Raw genomic sequence first — 17,304 nt, 5'->3', positions numbered from 1 at the left:
TTACGGGAGGTGGGGACGTAATTCCTCACGCCGGCTCCCGCAGGAGACGGTCGGTCGGCACATCGGCGGTCGTGATGACCGCCGAGGGTTCGAGGTCCTCGGGCGTCGGCATGACGCTGCCGGGGAGCTGGACGGCGGCCGCGCCGTGCGCGACGGCCGAGGCGAGGGCGGCGGCGCCGGTGCCGCCCGCGGCGAGAAAGCCGGCGAGCGAGGCGTCTCCCGCGCCGACGTTGCTGCGCACCGCGCCGGCGGGGACATCCGCGTGGCCGTAGTACGCGCCCGTCTCGTCGACCAGCAGCTGGCCGTCCGCGCCGAGGCTGGCGAGCACCGCGCCGGCGCCCATCGTGCGCAGCTCCTCCGCCGCCTTGACCGCGTCGCCGATGGTGAGCAGCGGGCGGCCGACGGCCTGGGCGAGCTCCTCGGCGTTGGGCTTGACGACGTCGGGGCGCTCGCGCAGGGCTGCGAGCAGGGAGGGGCCGGAGGTGTCCAGGGCGATCCGGGCGCCGGCGCGGTGGGCGCGGGCGACCAGTTCGGCGTACCAGGCGGGGGCGAGGCCGCGCGGGAGGCTGCCGCAGCAGGCGATCCAGTCGGCGCCTTCGGAGCGGGTGCGCACGGCGTCGAGCAGCGCCTCGGACTCGGCCGGGGTGAGGTATGGCCCGGCCGCGTTGATCTTGGTGAGGGTGCCGTCGGGCTCGGCCACGGAGATGTTGATCCGGGTCCGGCCCTCGATCTCCATCCCGGCCGCCTCGATGCCCTGCTCGATGAGCAGGCGGCTGAGCAGCGCGCCCTCCGGCCCGCCCAGGGGCAGCACGGCGATCGTTCGGTGACCGGCTGCGGCCACCGCGCGGGAGACGTTGACGCCCTTGCCGCCGGGGTCGACCCGGTCGCCGGTCGCGCGCAGCACCTCGCCGCGGGCCAGCGACGGCACCTCGTACGTACGGTCCAGGCTGGGGTTGGGAGTTACAGTCACGATCATGCGCGCACCACCCGGGTCCCGGCCCGCTCGATCGCGCGGGCGTCCTCGGGGCTCAGCCCCTCGTCGGTGATCAGTACGTCCACGTCCGCCAGCTCGCCGAAGCGGGCGAAGTGGGCCTGGCCGAACTTCGCGGAGTCCGCGAGCAGCACGACCCGGCGCGCGGCGCGGATCATGGCCCGCTTGACGGCCGCCTCGGCGAGGTCGGGGGTGGTCAGCCCGCCCTTGCCGTCCGCGTCGGCGTCGGCGAGGGAGAAGCCGTTGGCGGCGATGAAGGTCACGTCCGCGTTGATGTCCTCGTACGCGCGCAGCGCCCACTCGCCGACGGCGGCGCGGGTGCGGTGGCGCAGGCGTCCGCCGACGAGGTGGAGGGTCAGGTCCGGGTACTCCGCGAGGCGGGCGGCGATCGGCAGCGCGTGGGTGACCACGGTGAGGCGGGAGTCCAGGGGCAGGGCGGTCACGAGGCGGGCGGTGGTGGTGCCGGCGTCGATGATGACGCTGCCCTCGGCGGGCAGCTCCGCGAGTGCCGCTTTCGCGATGCGGTCCTTCTGGGTGGCGGCGGTCGCCTCGCGCTCGCTCAGGTCCGGCTCGAAGTCCAGTCGGCCGGTGGGGATCGCACCGCCGTGCACGCGCCGGATCAGGCCGGCCCGGTCCAGCGCCTTCAGGTCCCGGCGGACGGTCTCCGGCGTTACGTCGAACTCCTCGGCGAGAGCCGGGACTTCGACGCGGCCGCGTTCGCGGGCGAGGCGCAGGATCTCCTGCTGGCGCTCGGGTGCGTACATGTCTGAGTGAGTCCGTTTCGTGTCCGAACCTGTTGTTTCGGCTCACCGTACGCCCGCGTTGCGGGTATGTAAACAAGTTCGGGCAACATTTCGGGCACGACCGGGCACGCGCAGCAGTGAGCCCCCAGTGCCGGGGGGAAGGCACTGGGGGCTCGGCTCTGCGGGGATGGTGCGGCGGTCAGGCCGCCTCGTACGCGAGACCCGATGCCCGGGCCATGCGCTTGAGGTCGGCAAGAGCGTGCTTCTCGATCTGGCGGATGCGCTCGCGGGTGAGGCCGTGCTGCTTGCCGACCTCGGTGAGGGTGCGCTCGCGGCCGTCGATGATGCCGTAACGGGAACGGATGATGGAGGCGGTGCGGTCGTCGAGGCGGCCGATGAGGTCTTCGAGCTCCTCACGGCGGAGCATGACGAGGACGGAGTCCTCCGGGGAGGCGGCGGACGTGTCCTCGACCAGATCGCCGAACTGGGTCTCGCCCTCGTCGTCCACGGACATGTTGAGGCTCACCGGGTCACGTGCCCAGTCCAGCACATCGGCGACGCGCTCCGGGGTGGAGTCCAGCTCCGCGGCGATCTCGGCGGGCTCGGGGTCTCGCCCGTGCTCGCGGTTGAACTCGCGCTGGACGCGCCGGACACGGCCCAGCTCCTCGACGAGGTGGACGGGCAGCCGGATGGTCCGGGACTGGTCGGCGATCGACCGGGTGATGGCCTGACGGATCCACCAGGTCGCGTAGGTGGAGAACTTGAAGCCCTTGGCGTAGTCGAACTTCTCCACCGCGCGGACCAGGCCTGCGTTGCCCTCCTGGATGAGATCGAGCAGCGGGAGGCCGCTGCGCGGGTAGCGCCGGGCCACGGCGACGACGAGGCGCAGGTTGGACCGTATGAAGACGTCCTTGGCCTGTCGGCCCTCGGCGGCTATCGCCTCGAGCTCCTCGCGGCTCGCGTCCGCGCCCGGACCATGCTCCTCTCCCGCGAGGAGCTGCTCGGCGTAGACGCCTGCCTCTATCGCCCTGGAAAGCTCGACCTCCTGCGCGGCGTCGAGCAGCGGCGTACGCGCGATCTCGTCCAGGTACATTCCGACGAGGTCGCGATCCGCGATCTCGCCATGCCCTGCGCGAGCGCTGCTGCTCCCGCCTGCGGTACGACGGGCGACGGCACGGGTTGCCATGCGTGCTCCCTTGCGAAAGTTCGGTCGGGTGTCGGTTGGGTGGTGCGGTTCGCACTTACCTTGCGACTGCCCACTCGAAAAGAGATAACGACTGGAATCCGGACACAATTCCCACCCAGCCCGCCGATTTTTACGATCTTGCAGTACCCTGTGCCGCCACGCAGAGAGGTCACATCTTGCCAGAGCGTACGGAAGTCCAGGTCAGGCCCGGTCGAGAGGCCGATCTGCAGGCCCTCACCGATCTCTACAACCACTACGTCCGTGAGACCCCGATCACGTTCGACGTGGAGCCGCTGACCCTGGAGCAGCGGCGCCCGTGGCTGCTCTCCCACCCGGAAGACGGTCCCTACCGGCTTTTGGTTGCCTCGCAGGCCGGTCGTGTCCTCGGCTACGCCACCAGCAGCCCTTTCCGGCCGAAGGCCGCGTACGCCACCTCTGTCGAGGTCACCGTCTACTGCGCCCCCGACGCGGGCCGGCGGGGCATCGGCACGCTCCTGTACGCCTCGCTCTTCGAGGCCCTGGCGGGCGAGGACGTCCACCGCGCGTACGCCGGCATCGCCCAGCCCAACGAGGCTTCCGGGCGGTTGCACGCGCGCTTCGGCTTCCGGCCGATCGGGGTGTACCGGGAGGTGGGGCGGAAGTTCGGGCGCTACTGGGATGTGGCCTGGTTCGAGAAGGAACTCGGTTCGGAGCGATCGCGCTAGCGGCGCGGTGGGTGAGGGGGTTTCCCCACCCCGCCCCTTCCCGAAACCGGGGGCAAGCCCCCGGGGCCCCCGAACGCCCTGCGGGCGTGTCCTCAAACGCCGGACGGGCTGAAAGTTGCCGCTAGCGCATACGCCGCCTCCGGCGCCGGACAACGGGAAATGTCACCCGAATCAGTGACCGCCGCTTCTAACCTCCCAACAAGGGGAGGCACTTGAGGCCAAGGAGGCTGACGTGGCAACCGAATCCAGGCGCACGGTCATCGAGCCGACGCGGGTCATCGGGCCGCTCAGAACGGCCCGGCGGCTGGACGACGATGAGCTGTTCCGGCCGGCCGAGGTCGCGACAACGGCGGCGGAGCAGCCCGCGTCCGCGGCCGGCGAAGAGGACGACACGCAGGTGCTGAGCAGCGTCCCGGCGTCGGAGGCGCCGGCGGCGCCCACGGCGCCGAGGTGGCGGGGCAGGCGGGCGCGGCTGACGTTGATCGTCGGGGTGAGCGTGGGGGCGGGATTCCTGCTGGCGACGGTGCTGACGGCGCGGGTGATCGTGCCGGGCACCGATGACGCGGCGGCTGCGGGGGGAAGCACGCCGCGGCCTTCGGCGAGCGCATCGGCGCAGTACCAGGCGCAGGCGGGCGTGCTGCGGCAGGGGGACAGCGGATCGGCGGTGTCCGACCTGCAGTCGCGGCTGCTGCGCATCCCGGATGTCTATCCGGACGGGAAGGTGGACGGAAAGTACGACTCCGTCCTCGCCGAGGCGGTGGCCCGTTTCCAGCTCTGGTACGGGATCCGGGGTGACGAGGACGGCGAGTACGGCGACGCGACCCGCCGCGATCTCGAAGCCCGCACAAGCAGCAGCTAGCGCAGCCGGCGCACCTAGCGCAGCCAGGGCAGATCGGCAGCCGTACCCTCACCGCCCGCGCCCGTCTTCGGCTGCAGGCCCGCCGCGATCACGCGGTGGATCTCGCCGAGCTGCTGGATCTGCTCGGGGCTGAGCCGGTCGAAGATGGCGTTGCGGACCGCCTCGACGTGGCCGGGGGCGGCTGCGGCGAGGGCGGCGAAGCCCTCGTCGGTGAGGACGGCGAGCTGGCCGCGGCGGTCGCTGGGGCAGTTCTCGCGGCGGACCCAGCCGTTCTGCTCCAGCCGGGAGATGGCGTGGGAGAGCCTGCTGCGCGTAATCTTCGAGCGTTCGGCCAATTCCGTCATGCGCATGCGGCGCTCAGGGGTCTCCGAGAGCCACACCAGCAGGCTGTAGTAGGCGTGGGGCATGCCGGCATCACGCTGGAGCTGGCGGTCGAGGGCGTCAGAGACCAGTTGGGCCGAGGCCATGTAGGCGCGCCAGGCGCGCTGTTCCTCCTCGCTGAGCCAACGGGGTTCGGCGGTCACGGTCGTCGTCATGATGCCAGTTTATGACATTAACTTGAATTTTCAATCACCCGGGCATATGTTTGTTTCTGCTAGCTTGAATCTTCAAGGAGTCACCGAGGAGCGGACGGCCATGACCACCCCCACCAGCGAAGAGCGCATGCCCGCGCTCTACCTCTCGCACGGCGCCCCACCCCTCGCCGACGACCCCGTCTGGCCGGGCGAGCTGGCCGCCTGGTCCGCCGGGCTTCCCAGGCCGAAGGCCATCCTCATGGTCTCCGCCCACTGGGAGGAGGCCCCGCTGGCCCTGGGCGCGACCACGACCGTGCCGCTCGTCTACGACTTCTGGGGCTTCCCCCGGCACTACTACGAGGTCCAATACGCGGCCCCCGGCGCCCCCGCCCTCGCCGAATCCGTACGCAAGCTGCTGCGCGGCGCCGGCACCCCCGTGCAGGACGTCCCGGACCGCGGCCTCGACCACGGGGCGTACGTCCCGCTGGTGGAGATGTTCCCGGCGGCCGACATCCCGGTGCTGCAGGTGTCGATGCCGACCCTCGACCCGGCCGGGCTGTACGAGATCGGGCGGAAGCTGGCGCCGCTGCGCGACGAGGGCGTACTGATCGTCGGGAGCGGCTTCTTCACCCACAACCTGGCCGCCCTGCGGCACGCCGGCGGCGGGGTTCCGGGCTGGTCCTCGGAGTTCGACGACTGGGGTCACCGCGCGCTGGAGGCGCAGGACATCGACGCACTGCTGGACTTCGAGCGCAAGTCCCCCGCCGGGCGCCTGGCGCACCCCCGAACGGAACATTTCGCACCCCTGTTCGTTACCCTCGGTGCGGCCGACGGTGAGCTCGGGGAGCAGCGCAGCGTCATCGACGGCTTCTGGATGGGCATGGCCAAGCGCTCCGTCCAGATCGGCTGACCGAAGAACACGAACGGGGCCCGACCACCACATGAGCAAGAACGCCAAGAGCACCAAGAGCACCAAGGCCACCACCGCCGAGCGCCGGGCCCGGGTCGCGGCGCAGCGCGAGGCGGCCAGGCGCGCGGAGGCGCGGCGCACCCTCATACGCCGGATATCGGTCACCGCCGGTGTGCTGGTGCTGGCCGGCGGGGTCGTCGGCGGCGCGATCCTGGTCCACAACGCGGGCGGGGACAGCACCACCTCCGCCAAGGGCCAGGGCAACGGCATCAAGTCCGTCCCCGCCACCCCGCTGACCGCCGTCAAGGGCGCCGCCACCAGCCCGCCGTGGGCCGCCCCCAAGGCCGCGTCGGCCCGTGCCAAGGCCGCCGGGCTGCCCATGCTCGGCACCGAGGGCCAGGTGCTGCACATCCACGCCCACCTGGACGTCTTCGTCAACGGCAAGGCGGTCACCGTACCGGCGGACATCGGCATCGACGAGGAGCAGCAGCAGCTCAGCCCGCTGCACACGCACGACACCACCGGCGTCATCCACATCGAGTCGCCGACGAAGGCCGACTTCACCCTCGGCCAGGTCATGACCGAGTGGGATGTGGCCCTCAGCGAGAAGGCCATCGGCGGCCTGAAGACCGGTGGCGGCGACGAGCTGCACGTGTACGTCAACGGCAAGGAGCGGACCGGCAACCCCGGCGCCATCAAGCTCGCCGCGCACCAGGAGATCGCCATCGTCTACGGCAAGGCCGCGGACACGGCCAAGGTGAAGGTGCCGAGCTCGTACACCTTCCCCGAGGGCGAATAGCCGCCCGGAGAACGGAAGGGCCCCGCCTCCTTGCACGAGGCGGGGCCCTTCTGCGTTCCGCGTACGCCTAGGCGTACGGATCAGTGCGCGATGACCGGCACCGAGACCGCGTCCTCGACGCCCTCGGTGTCGCCGGACGAGGCGGCCGGGCCGCTGTCGCCCTGACCGGTGTTGATCAGGACGGCCGCGATGGTCGCCGAGACCGCCAGGATGCCGACAGCCCACCAGATCGCGGTGGCGTAGCCGTGGACGGCGGCCGCGTTGATGAAGCCCTGCTTGCCGAGCGTGGCCGCCTCGGAGCCGTGCGCGGCGACCCAGGCGGTGGTGGCGCTGGCCGCGATGGTGTTGAGCAGAGCCGTACCGATGGCGCCGCCGACCTGCTGCGAGGTGTTGACCATCGCGGAGGCGACCCCGGCGTCGCGCGGCTGGACGCCGTGCGTGGCCAGGCTCATGGCGGGCATGAAGGCGGTGCCCATGCCGAGGCCGAGCAGCAGCTCCGCCGGGAGGATCAGACCGGCGTACGAGCTGCCGACGTCCAGCTGGGTCAGCAGCAGCATGCCGACGGCCGCGGTCAGGAAGCCGGGGGCCATGAGCAGCCGCGGCGGGACCCGGGTCATCAGGCGGGCGCCGATCTGGGTGGAGCCGGTGATCATGCCCGCGATCATCGGGAGGAACGCGAAGCCGGTCTTGAGCGCCGAGTAGCCCTCGACGATCTGGAGGTAGTACGTGAGGAACAGGAACAGACCGAACATCGCGATGATGGCCAGGCCCAGCGAGGCGTAGACCCCGCCCCGGTTGCGGTCCAGGACGACGCGCAGTGGCAGCAGCGGCGCCTTGACCTTGGACTCCACGAACACGAAGGTCGCCAGCAGCACCGCGCTCGCGACGAACAGACCGATGGTCACGCCGGAGGCCCAGCCGTCGGACTCGGCGCGCGTGAAGCCGTAGACCAGCGAGACCAGGCCGGACGTGGCCAGGATGACGCCGGGGATGTCCAGGCTGGAGCTGTTGCGGGCGCCTTCCGGCTCGCGGATGACGAGGATCGCGCCGACGGTCGCGACGGCGGCGAAGGGGATGTTGACGAAGAAGGTCCAGCGCCAGTCGAGGTACTCGGTGAGCACGCCACCGAGGATCAGGCCGACGGCGCCGCCGCCACCCGCGATGGCACCGTAGATGCCGAACGCCTTGGCGCGCTCCTTGGCCTCGGTGAACATCACCGCGAGAAGGGAGAGGGCGGCGGGCGCGAGCAGCGCGCCGAAGGCGCCCTGGAGCGCACGGGCGCCGAAGAGCATGCCCTCGTTGACGGCGGCTCCGCCGAGCGCGGAGGCACCCGCGAAGCCGGCGAGACCGGCGACGAAGGTACGCCGGCGGCCCCACAGGTCGGCGATGCGCCCGCCGAAGAGCAGCAGGCCGCCGAAGGCGAGGGCGTAGGCGGTGATGACCCACTGGCGGTTGCCCTCGGAGATGCCGAGGTCGGCCTGGGCGGAGGGAAGGGCGATGTTCACGATGGTCGCGTCGAGGACGACCATCAGCTGGGCAATGGCGATGAAGGCCAGCGCTTTCCAGCGCCGGGGGTCCGGCAGGAGTGCTTGAGCAGCCGTTTCTGGCATGGGTTGACCCACTAACTGGTGCGGAGAACTGAAAACGGACGTTTCGTCAGTGAATTCGTCAGTGAATTCGTCAGTGAATGCGGCAGGTGACGGGTGCCGAAGTGTGCGGTGACGCCATCAGGTCAGACGCGCTGGAGCTCCTCGAAGGTGATTGCGGTTCCGGGCAGTTCTGAGCGCGCCGGTGCGCGCAGGCCGTCGAGGAACAGATGCAGGTGCCGCTGGACGAATCGGTCCATGCCGACGCACGCTGTTCCCGGCAGCGGCCGGGTGAGCTGGGCGATCGCCACCATGAGGTCACCGATGGCGATGTCCGTACGGAGCTGGCCAGAGCTTCGCGCCCTGTCCATCAGGTCCGTGACCGCACGCTCCAAGCGATCGCGGGACGCGTGGATTTCCGGGTGACGCCGCTCGAAGGAGTCCGACAGCATCGAGCACAACGCCCCCATCCGCTCCTCCGCCGCCCCCAGCACGAAACGCCGCAGCGCCTCGAAGGCGTCCGCCTCCTCGGCGTGCGCGGTCTCGGCCAGCTCCACCACGCGGTCCACGACCGAGAGCGTCACCTGGAACATCAGTTCCTGACGGTCCGCGAAATGCCGGTAGACCGTGGCGTTTCCGACCCCCGCCCGCCGCGCGATCTCGTCGAGCGGCACCTCCGCGCCGTACTCGACCATCAGCTCGCGCGCCGCCGCGACGATCCGGTCCCGGTTGCGCGACGCGTCCGCCCGCAGTCGGGGGACGACACGGCATGTGCGGTCCACGATGGCACTCCTCGGTTCCGGCTCGTATACGGGGAGCGATTCCCCGGTTCGTTGCGACGTCAGTGCAAACGGGGAGTGGGTCCCCGGATATTTCGGGGACCTGATGTGACCTGCATCACATCAGGCATCACATCGCGAAAACGGCAGCAGGCCATGCCGCTCATGCGGCATGGCCTGCGCCAGAGGGGGTTGCGGTGTCGGCTACTCGTTGCGGTGCCGACTACTCGACGATGAGCTCGACCGGGATGTTGCCACGGGTCGCCTTGGAGTAGGGGCAGACCTGGTGGGCCTGCTTGACCAGCAGTTCGCCGGTCTCACCCTCAAGCTCCGCCGGGAGCTCGACACGTATGACGACGGAGAGCGCGAAGCTGGTCTCGTCCGGGCCGATGCCGACCTCGGCGGTCACGGAGATGTCCTTGGTGTCGACCTTGGCCTGACGGCCGACGAGGCCGAGCGCACTGGCGAAGCAGGCCGCGTAGCCGGCGGCGAAGAGCTGCTCGGGGTTGGTGCCCTGACCGTTGCCACCGAGCGCCGGGGGCATCGCCAGGGCGAGGTCCAGCTGACCGTCGGAGCTGACGGCGCGGCCCTCGCGGCCGTTGGCGGTGGCGACAGCGGTGTACAGAGCACTCATGGGACCCATCCCTCTCGGAGGCGTTTCACTTCTGGTCTCTTCCGGACTTGACCGCTTCCGGACTCGATGACGTAAGTACAGCACACAATTCAGTTGTGCACAACTAAACGGTACGCAGTAGAGCTACCCTTGAGCCATGACGACGAACACGGAGGACTACCTCCGCCTCGACAGCATGATCTGCTTCTCCCTGCACGCCACGTCCAGGGCGTTCGACAGCGTGTACCGCGTCGTCCTGAAGGATCTCGGCCTCACCTACCCCCAGTACCTGGCGATGCTCGTCCTGTGGGAGCACCGCGAGCTGTCCGTCAAGCAACTGGGCACCCACCTGCGGCTGGACTCCGGCACCCTCTCCCCGCTCCTCAAGCGCCTGGAGGCCGCCGGCCTGGTACGCCGCGAGCGCAGCACCGCCGACGAGCGCTCGGTCACCGTCCGCCTCACCGACGAGGGCGCCGCGCTGCGCGAGCGCGCGCTGGCCGTCCCGCACCGCATCTACGACGCCACGGGCATCGGCCTGGAGGAGCTGCAGGACCTGCACGCACGCCTCACCCGGCTCACAACAGCCCTGGACTCCGCCGTACTGGACGAATAGCCCCGCTGTAAAGGGCACTTGTCATACTTGTGGAGGACGTGCAAAGATCCGGCCGACCCGACGCTTGACCACCGTTGAACGTGAGCCGAAAGTGCCGCCTATGGCTGCTGACTCGGGCGACCCCGCAGGCCTGCTGTCCAAGTACTGGGACGCGGTCCGCTGCTACGCCGACTTGTGCACGACAACCCCAGAGGATGGCACCCAACTAGCCACCGATGCGTTCGCCCGTACCTTCCGCGAGGCCCCGCCGTGGACCGCGCCGCACTTCGCCTGGCTCCCCCGACTGCTCACCGCCGTACGGAACACAGCGGCCGAGTGGTACGCGGAGGGGCGGGGCGGCATGCTCGACCCCGGCCTGCGCACCTGGCTCGACACCGAGGACCCCACCTGGATCCCGGTGGCCCTGCACGGTTTCCAGGACATGCCGGAGCCCGACAGGTCGCTGCTGTGGCACTCCCAGATCGAGTTAAGGCCACTCGTCGAGAGCGCCGGCCTGATGGGCGTCAGCCCGGCCCGCGCCGAGGCGGAGATCCAGCGCACCCGGGAGCTGTTCCGGGAATCCTGCCTGCGCGTGCGCCTGCACACGCTGGTGGACAAGGACTGCCGCGGATACGCCAAGCTCCTCGACGTCGCGACCCGGGATCCTGACGGCGGCGCGCTGCCCGAGGATCTGCGCCGCCATCTCGCCCGGTGCTTCGACTGCTCCACCGCCGCCACCGACTTCGCCCTGCACGGCAACCGCCTCGCCACCACCCTCGCCAGGGGTGTCCTCGGCTGGGGCAGCACGGGGTATCTGCGCCAGCGGCACGCCGCGGCCGCCGGTTCCCGCCCGCCGGCCTCGCGGGCACGCGCCCGTACGGGGATCCCCCGTCAGCACGTCGCCCTCACGCTGGCCGCGCTCACCGTCCCGGCCCTCGTGCTGCTCGGCATTCTGCTTCCCTCCTCCGACCCCGGCAGCCCCGCCTCGGTCGCCGCACCCTCCTACTCGGCGGTGTCCCTGCCGGCCTACCCGGTGGACTCCCCGTCCGGTGTGCCGACCTCCCCGTCGGCGTCGCCGACGCCCACGCCGACACCGCCCACGCCCTCGTCCCAGCCCAGTTCGGTCGGGCTCTCCGACGGCACCACCGAACTCCCCGGCGAGGACTCACCCGACCCCAGCCCCTCCAAGACGTCCCCGGCACCCTCCCACCCCGCCGCGAGCTGCAGCGCCAGCTACAAGCTCGTCAACCAGTGGGACGGCGGCTTCCAGGCCGAGGTCGACCTCACCTCCAGCACCGCTCTCAACGGCTGGCACATCGAGTGGCGCTTCCCCGACGGCCAGCGCATCACCCAGATGTGGAACGGCACCTTCACGCAGTCCGGTGCCCGGGTCAGCGTCACCCCGGCCGACTACAACATCTCCGTCCCCGCCCACCAGACCCTCGACATCGGCTTCCTCGGCACCTGGTCCTACGCCAACGAGGCCCCGCCGTCCGTCAGCCTGAACGGTGCCGTCTGCTCCGGCTGACGGCCCGTCGGGACGGATCACGGTCGAAACGAACGTGCACAGAAATCTCTTCCGTAACACCCCAGTGCGATCGTCAACTCTCATATAGTGACCGGGAATTGGGATCGCAGGCGCTCCCGGACCGCCCTCGGATCGCACTCTCGCGCCGGCGACATGGCCCTTTCGAACAGTCCTGTCCGTCCGGCCCCGAGGTCCCCGACCGATGACAGCGCACACCGCGTTCGCACGCTCGCAGGCGCAGCGCCCGCCCCTGAGCCACACCGCGCGGGCCCTGCTCGTCCCGGTCACCGTCACCGCGCCGCTCGCCGCCTGGCTCGTCGCGGCCGCGCCCGGATCACTCCGGGTACCGGCCGCCGCGGGCGCGGGCGCGGGGGTCGTGCTGCTGTGCGCGGCAGTGGCGACCGCCGCCCGCGCCACGTGGCGGTCGCACCGGTTACGTGACCGGGTCACCGCCCTGGAGGCCGACGCCGACCGGTTCGCCGACGACGCACTGCCCCTCCTGGTCCAGCGGCTGAAGGCGGGCGACTCCGCCGGCACCGCGCTCGCCGCGACGCCGGGCAGCCTGTCCGGGGCCCACGGGCGCGCCCTGGCCACCGTCGCCGGGCAGCTGAGCGGCAGCGAGTCGGGCCGGGCAGCCGCCATGTCCGCGTGCGCGAACGCCGCCGGGCGGATGCAGGCGCTGGCCACCAGCATGCTGGCCGACCTGCGCACGATGGAGCACCGGCACACCGACCCCGACGTCCTGGGCGACCTGCTGCACCTGGACCACCGCACCGCGCAGGCCGGACGGCTCTCGGACAGCATCGCCGTGCTGACCGGGGCCCGTTCGGGGCGCCGGTGGGCCAAGCCGATCAAGATGGAGTCGATCCTGCGCGGCGCGATGGGCCGTATCAGCGGCTACCAGCGGGTGCGTACGCACTCCACCAGCGAGGCCGCCATCGCCGGGCACGCGGCGGAGGGCGTGATGCACGCGCTCGCCGAACTCCTGGACAACGCCGCGAACTTCTCGCCGCCGACCGCCGAGGTCCATGTCTACGTCGAGGAGGTGCCGGCCGGACTCGTCATCACGGTGGAGGACAGCGGCCTGGTCATGGGCGAGGTCGCGCTGCGCCGCGCCCGGCACGCGGTCGCCGCGACCTCGACGGACCTCGCGGGCCTGTCCGGCACCCGGCTCGGCCTCGCGGTCGTGGGGCGCCTGGCCCGTAAGCACGGGCTGACGGTGTCCTTCCGGCCGTCGGCGCGCGGCGGCACGGGCGCGCTGATGATGATCCCGCAGGATCTGATCACCCGCCCGCTGCCGCAGCCCGTCCCGCAGCATGCGGAGCCCGACGCCGAGTCCGCCCGCCCCGGGCCCGAGTACACCGAAAGCGGCCTCCCGCAGCGCCGCCGCGGCCGGACGCTGGCCACCTCCGTGCACCCCCGGCAGCCCGCCCCCCGTGACCGGTCCCCCCACGGCACCCCGGCTGAACGGGCGGCCAGATTCAGCGCGTTCCGGGACGCAGTCCGAGGCAAGACCACCCCCACACCAGAAGGCGACCCCCGATGACCACACCAGCCACCGCGCCCACGTCGGACACCGGCACGGACGAAAAGCTCGACTGGCTGCTGGAAGGCCTGCTGCGGCGCACCCCGGGCGCCCGGCACGCTCTGGTGCTGTCCCGCGACGGCCTCAAGCTGTGCCGTACGCCGGAGCTGTCCGTGGACCAGGCCGACCAGCTGGCCGCCATCTCCGCCGGCATCCAGAGCCTGTCGCAGGGCGCGTCCATGGAGTTCGGGGACGGCACCGGGGGCGTACGCCAGGCAATGGCCGAGTTCTACGGCGGGATCCTGTTCATCGTGGAGGCCGGGGACGGCGCTCATCTCGCGGTGGTCGCCCGCGAGGACTCCGACGTCGGCCTGGTCGGCCACAACATGAACGAGCTGGTCGAGCAGCTGGGCGAGCACCTCAGCGCCCCACCCCGGGCTCAGGGGAGCGAGGACGGCGGACCGGAATGACCCCCCGTCCGGGCCGCGAGGGACTGGAGGGCCGGGACGAGGATCCGGACCGGCTGTACACCCTGACCGGTGGGCGCAGCCGGCCCGCCTCCGACGCCTTCGACCTGGTGACGCTGGTGGTCGCCGAGTGCGACCCGGCGCCGGGGATGTCGTCGGAGCACGCCCTGGTCCTGCGGATCTGCCAGCGGCCCACGGCCGTCGTGGAGCTGGCCGCCGACCTCGGCCTTCCGGTCGGCATCATGCGGATCCTGCTCTGCGATCTGCTGGACACCGGCCGGATCACCGCCCGCCATCCCCGTACCGCCCGCACGGCGGCTCAACTTCCGGACCCCGCAATCCTGGAGCAGGTGCTCGTTGGACTACGCAACCTCTGACCCCGGCCCACGCCGCCGGCGGCCGCTGATCAGCACCGCCGACAACGGGCTGAAGATCGTCATCACCGGCGGCTTCGGGGTCGGCAAAACCACCATGGTCCGCTCGGTCAGCGAGATACGCCCGCTGAACACCGAGGAGACGATGAGCCAGGCCGGCGAGTCGGTCGACGACCTGGACGGCGTCCGGGCCAAGACCTCGACCACCGTCGCCTTCGACTTCGGCCGGATCAGCCTCGACGACCGCAACATCCTCTACCTCTTCGGCGCCCCCGGCCAGGAGCGCTTCTGGTTCCTGTGGGACCGGCTCTTCGCGGGCACCCTCGGGGCCGTCGTACTGGTCGACACCCGGCGCCTGGCCGACTCCTGGTACGCCATCGACCGGCTGGAGCACCACGGGACGCCCTTCGTCGTCGCCTGCAACGACTTCGGCGGCCCCAAGCACACCGAGGAGCAGGTGCGCAAAGCCCTGGACCTGTCGGCCGGCGTCCCGCTCATCGACTGCGACGCCCGCTCCCGCAACTCCTGCAAGGCCGTGCTGATCGCCCTCGTACAGCACCTCAGTGACCTGTCCGCCGCCCAGGAGACGACCGCACCGTGACAACTCAGCCACCCGCAACGCAGCCACCCGCGACGCAGTCGCGCTTCGCCGGGGCCGTGCCCTTCAGCGGGCCCCGCTTCCACGTCGAACCCGCCGCCCTCTACCGGGAGATGCGGCACGAGCACGGCGCGGTCGCGCCCATCGTGCTCGACGGCGACGTGCCCGCCTGGCTGGTGCTCGGCTACCGCGAACTGCTGCACGTCACCAGCGACCCGGTGCTGTTCAGCCGCGACTCCGAGCTGTGGAACCAGTGGGACCGCGTCCCGGACGACTGGCCGCTGCTGCCGATGATCGGCCGCAAGCAGCCGTCCATCCTCTACACGGTCGGCGAACGCCACCGGCGGCGCGCCGCGATGATGAGCAACGCCATGGAGGCCGTCGACCCCTTCGAGCTGAGGCGCTGCGCCGAGCGGTACGCCGACGAGCTGATCGACGGCTTCTGCGGGCGCGGCCGGGCCGACCTGATCGCGGAGTTCGCCACGCTGCTGCCGGTGCGCGTGCTGGCCCGGATCTACGGCTTCTCCGAGGAGCAGGGCCCGAAGCTGGTGACGGCCATCAACGACCTGGTCAACAGCACCGAGAACGCCATCGCGGGCCAGGTCTTCGTATTCACCTCCATGACCGCGCTGGTCGCGGCGAAGCGGCACCGCCCCGGCCCGGACGTCGTGTCGCGGATGCTCGCGGACCGCCACGACTTCACGGACGAGGAGATCGTCCAGGACGTGATGGTCATGACGGTCGCCGGCCACCAGCCCACCGCCGACTGGATGGGCAACTCGCTGCGCCTGATGCTCACCGACGACCGCTTCTCCGCCTCCTTCTCCGGTGGCCGGCACAGCGTCGGCGAGGCCATGAACGAGGTGCTCTGGGAGGACACCCCCAGCCAGAACATCGCCGGCCGCTGGGCCTCCCGCGACACCCGGCTCGGCGGCCGCCACATCCACGCCGGCGACCTGCTCGTCCTCGGCTTCGCCGCCGCCAACGCCGACCCCCGGGTCCACATCGAGGGCGGCGGACCGACCCGCGGCAACAGCTCCTTCTTCTCCTTCGGCCACGGCGAGCACCGCTGCCCGTTCCCCGCCCAGGAGATCGCCGAGGTCATCGCCCGCACCGGCATCGAGGTGCTGCTCGACCGCCTGCCCGACATCGACCTCACGGTGGCCCCCGGCTCCCTCGTACGCCGCCCCTCCCCCTGGCTGCGCGGCATGACCGAGCTGCCCGTGAGCTTCACCCCCGCCCCCGCTCTCGGAGACCTTGGAGACAACCGATGACCTGCCCCGTGACCGGCGCGAACCCGCCCGACGGCACCCGTATCGTCCTCGACCCCCTGGTCCGGGACCTCGCGGGTGAGAGCGCGGCGTTACGCGCCTCCGGCCCGCTGGTGGAGGTCGAACTGCCCGGCGGCGTACCCGTATGGGCGGTCACCCGTCACGCCGAGGCCCGCGCCCTGCTCACCGACCCCCGCCTGGTGAAGGACATCGCCCACTGGGACGCCTTCACCCGGGGCGGGATACCCGCGGACTGGCCGCTGATCGGCCTCGCCAACCCCGGCCGCTCCATGCTCACCGTCGACGGCGAGGATCACCGGCGGCTGCGCGCCCTGGTCGCCCAGGCCCTCACTCCGCGCCGGGTGGAGCATCTGCGGGAGCGGATCGAGGAGCTGACCGCCGGGCTGCTGGACCGGGTCGCGGAGGCGGCCGGGAAGTCCGAAGTGATCGACCTGAAGGCCGAGTTCGCGTATCTGCTGCCCATGTACGTGGTCCAGGAGCTGATGGGTATCGACGAGGCGGACCTGCCGCGCCTGAAGGTGCTGTTCGAGAAGTTCTTCTCCACCCAGACCCCGCCGGAGGAGGTCCTCGCCACCCTCGGCGAGCTCGGCGCCATGATGGCCAGGACCGTCGCCGCCAAGCGCGCCGACCCCGGCGACGACCTGACCAGCGCCCTCATCCTCGCCTCCGAGAGCGGCGACCACCTCACCGACGAAGAGATCACCGGCACCATGCAGCTGATGATGGCCGCCGGTCACGAGACCACGATCTCGCTCATCGTCAACGCCGTGGTCAACGTCTGCTCCCACCCCGAACAGCTCGCGCTCGTCCGCGACGGCAAAGTCACCTGGGACGCGGTCGTGGAGGAGACCCTGCGCTACTCCACCCCCACCTCGCACGTCCTCATCCGCTTCGCCACCGAGGACGTCCCCGTCGGCGACCGCGTCATCGCCAAGGGCGAGGCCCTGATCACCTCGTACGCCGCCATCGGCCACGACGAGGCCCAGCACGGCCCGGACGCGGGCGACTTCGACGTCACCCGCGACCCGATCCGCCACATCTCCTTCGGCCACGGCCCCCACGTCTGCCCCGGCGCCGCCCTCTCCCGCCTCGAAGCGGGCATCGCCCTTCCGGCGCTCTTCGAGCGGTTCCCGGATCTGACGCTGGCGGTCCCGGCCGGGGAGCTGCGCAACAAGCCGGTCGTGACGCAGAACGACCTGTACGAGCTCCCGGTCCGGGTCGGCGGCTGACTGCTCGTCCGGCG

General features: G+C 71.2%; 19 protein-coding genes. 12 read left to right on the top strand and 7 right to left on the bottom strand.

Annotated elements, in window-relative coordinates:
• Positions 1-25: 25 nt before the first annotated feature.
• From pfkB to OG607_RS27020, 3 genes are all read right to left on the bottom strand, one after another.
• Entirely contained in the window at positions 26-976 is a 951-nt protein-coding gene (gene pfkB / locus OG607_RS27030) for a 1-phosphofructokinase (protein ID WP_405728638.1), read from the bottom strand.
• Complete coding sequence (locus OG607_RS27025) at positions 973-1,755, bottom strand: DeoR/GlpR family DNA-binding transcription regulator (protein ID WP_405728635.1); 783 nt, start codon at positions 1,753-1,755, stop codon at positions 973-975. Before OG607_RS27025 ends, pfkB begins: the two co-directional genes overlap by 4 nt.
• Before the next feature lie 178 nt (positions 1,756-1,933).
• Positions 1,934-2,920: an RNA polymerase sigma factor RpoD/SigA gene (locus OG607_RS27020; protein ID WP_405728632.1), complete on the bottom strand. Its 987-nt coding sequence runs from the start codon at positions 2,918-2,920 to the stop codon at positions 1,934-1,936.
• Between the two features lie 176 nt (positions 2,921-3,096).
• Here OG607_RS27020 and OG607_RS27015 point away from each other — a divergent pair, with 176 nt between their 5' ends.
• Together OG607_RS27015 and OG607_RS27010 are read left to right on the top strand one after the other, a co-directional pair.
• Positions 3,097-3,624 (top strand): GNAT family N-acetyltransferase, encoded by a 528-nt coding sequence (locus OG607_RS27015; protein ID WP_405728629.1) that lies wholly within the window; start codon positions 3,097-3,099, stop codon positions 3,622-3,624.
• Between the two features lie 232 nt (positions 3,625-3,856).
• Positions 3,857-4,483 carry a peptidoglycan-binding protein gene (locus tag OG607_RS27010; RefSeq protein ID WP_405728626.1) on the top strand — a complete coding sequence of 209 codons (627 nt, stop codon included), beginning with the start codon at positions 3,857-3,859 and terminating at the stop codon, positions 4,481-4,483.
• Positions 4,484-4,497: 14 nt separating this feature from the next.
• On the opposite strand, the gene OG607_RS27005 is transcribed toward OG607_RS27010, so the two are convergent.
• Positions 4,498-5,019 (bottom strand): MarR family winged helix-turn-helix transcriptional regulator, encoded by a 522-nt coding sequence (locus OG607_RS27005; RefSeq protein ID WP_405728624.1) that lies wholly within the window; start codon positions 5,017-5,019, stop codon positions 4,498-4,500.
• Positions 5,020-5,119: 100 nt separating this feature from the next.
• Between OG607_RS27005 and OG607_RS27000 the strand changes: the two genes are divergently transcribed.
• A complete protein-coding gene (locus tag OG607_RS27000) occupies positions 5,120-5,908 on the top strand; it encodes a dioxygenase (RefSeq protein WP_405728621.1) in 789 nt (262 codons plus the stop codon).
• 31 nt (positions 5,909-5,939) lie between these two features.
• Positions 5,940-6,707: a hypothetical protein gene (locus OG607_RS26995; protein ID WP_405728618.1), complete on the top strand. Its 768-nt coding sequence runs from the start codon at positions 5,940-5,942 to the stop codon at positions 6,705-6,707.
• A gap of 80 nt (positions 6,708-6,787) precedes the next feature.
• On the opposite strand, the gene OG607_RS26990 is transcribed toward OG607_RS26995, so the two are convergent.
• From OG607_RS26990 to OG607_RS26980, 3 genes are all read right to left on the bottom strand, one after another.
• Positions 6,788-8,317, bottom strand: coding sequence for an MFS transporter (locus tag OG607_RS26990; protein WP_405728615.1), 1,530 nt, complete (start codon positions 8,315-8,317; stop codon positions 6,788-6,790).
• 122 nt (positions 8,318-8,439) lie between these two features.
• A complete protein-coding gene (locus OG607_RS26985; protein WP_405728612.1) occupies positions 8,440-9,075 on the bottom strand; it encodes a TetR/AcrR family transcriptional regulator in 636 nt (211 codons plus the stop codon).
• A gap of 220 nt (positions 9,076-9,295) precedes the next feature.
• Positions 9,296-9,706: an organic hydroperoxide resistance protein gene (locus OG607_RS26980; RefSeq protein WP_405728609.1), complete on the bottom strand. Its 411-nt coding sequence runs from the start codon at positions 9,704-9,706 to the stop codon at positions 9,296-9,298.
• Between the two features lie 136 nt (positions 9,707-9,842).
• On the opposite strand from OG607_RS26980, the gene OG607_RS26975 reads away from it, so the two are divergent.
• From OG607_RS26975 to OG607_RS26940, 8 genes are all read left to right on the top strand, one after another.
• On the top strand, positions 9,843-10,298 hold the full coding sequence (locus OG607_RS26975; protein WP_405728606.1) for a MarR family winged helix-turn-helix transcriptional regulator: 456 nt from the start codon (positions 9,843-9,845) through the stop codon (positions 10,296-10,298).
• 100 nt (positions 10,299-10,398) lie between these two features.
• A complete protein-coding gene (locus OG607_RS26970) occupies positions 10,399-11,805 on the top strand; it encodes a cellulose binding domain-containing protein (protein ID WP_405728604.1) in 1,407 nt (468 codons plus the stop codon).
• Between the two features lie 202 nt (positions 11,806-12,007).
• Positions 12,008-13,351: an ATP-binding protein gene (locus OG607_RS26965; RefSeq protein WP_405728601.1), complete on the top strand. Its 1,344-nt coding sequence runs from the start codon at positions 12,008-12,010 to the stop codon at positions 13,349-13,351.
• The gene (locus OG607_RS26960) at positions 13,348-13,800 is read left to right on the top strand and encodes a roadblock/LC7 domain-containing protein (protein WP_405728598.1); all 453 of its coding nucleotides are present in this window, start codon (positions 13,348-13,350) and stop codon (positions 13,798-13,800) included. The genes OG607_RS26965 and OG607_RS26960 overlap by 4 nt, the downstream gene beginning before the upstream one ends.
• Positions 13,797-14,174 carry a DUF742 domain-containing protein gene (locus OG607_RS26955; protein WP_405728595.1) on the top strand — a complete coding sequence of 126 codons (378 nt, stop codon included), beginning with the start codon at positions 13,797-13,799 and terminating at the stop codon, positions 14,172-14,174. Before OG607_RS26960 ends, OG607_RS26955 begins: the two co-directional genes overlap by 4 nt.
• Positions 14,155-14,772: a GTP-binding protein gene (locus OG607_RS26950; protein ID WP_405728592.1), complete on the top strand. Its 618-nt coding sequence runs from the start codon at positions 14,155-14,157 to the stop codon at positions 14,770-14,772. The genes OG607_RS26955 and OG607_RS26950 overlap by 20 nt, the downstream gene beginning before the upstream one ends.
• A complete protein-coding gene (locus tag OG607_RS26945) occupies positions 14,769-16,043 on the top strand; it encodes a cytochrome P450 (protein ID WP_405728589.1) in 1,275 nt (424 codons plus the stop codon). The genes OG607_RS26950 and OG607_RS26945 overlap by 4 nt, the downstream gene beginning before the upstream one ends.
• A complete protein-coding gene (locus tag OG607_RS26940; protein WP_405728586.1) occupies positions 16,040-17,290 on the top strand; it encodes a cytochrome P450 in 1,251 nt (416 codons plus the stop codon). Before OG607_RS26945 ends, OG607_RS26940 begins: the two co-directional genes overlap by 4 nt.
• The last annotated feature ends 14 nt before the right edge of the window (positions 17,291-17,304 follow it).

Source organism: Streptomyces sp. NBC_01537 (assembly GCF_045040445.1).
Lineage (GTDB): Bacteria > Actinomycetota > Actinomycetes > Streptomycetales > Streptomycetaceae > Actinacidiphila.
The sequence above is the reverse complement of the archived record's forward strand: the minus strand, read 5'-3'. Positions and strand labels throughout refer to the sequence as shown.

Bases quoted from the DNA above. Each gene is read 5' to 3' on its own strand.
- pfkB (WP_405728638.1), bottom strand. From the start codon at position 976: ATGATCGTGACTGTAACTCCCAACCCCAGCCTGGACCGTACGTACGAG.
- OG607_RS27025 (WP_405728635.1), bottom strand. From the start codon at position 1,755: ATGTACGCACCCGAGCGCCAGCAGGAGATCCTGCGCCTCGCCCGCGAA.
- OG607_RS27020 (WP_405728632.1), bottom strand. From the start codon at position 2,920: ATGGCAACCCGTGCCGTCGCCCGTCGTACCGCAGGCGGGAGCAGCAGC.
- OG607_RS27005 (WP_405728624.1), bottom strand. From the start codon at position 5,019: ATGACGACGACCGTGACCGCCGAACCCCGTTGGCTCAGCGAGGAGGAA.
- OG607_RS27000 (WP_405728621.1), top strand. From the start codon at position 5,120: ATGACCACCCCCACCAGCGAAGAGCGCATGCCCGCGCTCTACCTCTCG.
- OG607_RS26995 (WP_405728618.1), top strand. From the start codon at position 5,940: ATGAGCAAGAACGCCAAGAGCACCAAGAGCACCAAGGCCACCACCGCC.
- OG607_RS26990 (WP_405728615.1), bottom strand. From the start codon at position 8,317: ATGCCAGAAACGGCTGCTCAAGCACTCCTGCCGGACCCCCGGCGCTGG.
- OG607_RS26980 (WP_405728609.1), bottom strand. From the start codon at position 9,706: ATGAGTGCTCTGTACACCGCTGTCGCCACCGCCAACGGCCGCGAGGGC.
- OG607_RS26975 (WP_405728606.1), top strand. From the start codon at position 9,843: ATGACGACGAACACGGAGGACTACCTCCGCCTCGACAGCATGATCTGC.
- OG607_RS26970 (WP_405728604.1), top strand. From the start codon at position 10,399: ATGGCTGCTGACTCGGGCGACCCCGCAGGCCTGCTGTCCAAGTACTGG.
- OG607_RS26965 (WP_405728601.1), top strand. From the start codon at position 12,008: ATGACAGCGCACACCGCGTTCGCACGCTCGCAGGCGCAGCGCCCGCCC.
- OG607_RS26960 (WP_405728598.1), top strand. From the start codon at position 13,348: ATGACCACACCAGCCACCGCGCCCACGTCGGACACCGGCACGGACGAA.
- OG607_RS26955 (WP_405728595.1), top strand. From the start codon at position 13,797: ATGACCCCCCGTCCGGGCCGCGAGGGACTGGAGGGCCGGGACGAGGAT.
- OG607_RS26940 (WP_405728586.1), top strand. From the start codon at position 16,040: ATGACCTGCCCCGTGACCGGCGCGAACCCGCCCGACGGCACCCGTATC.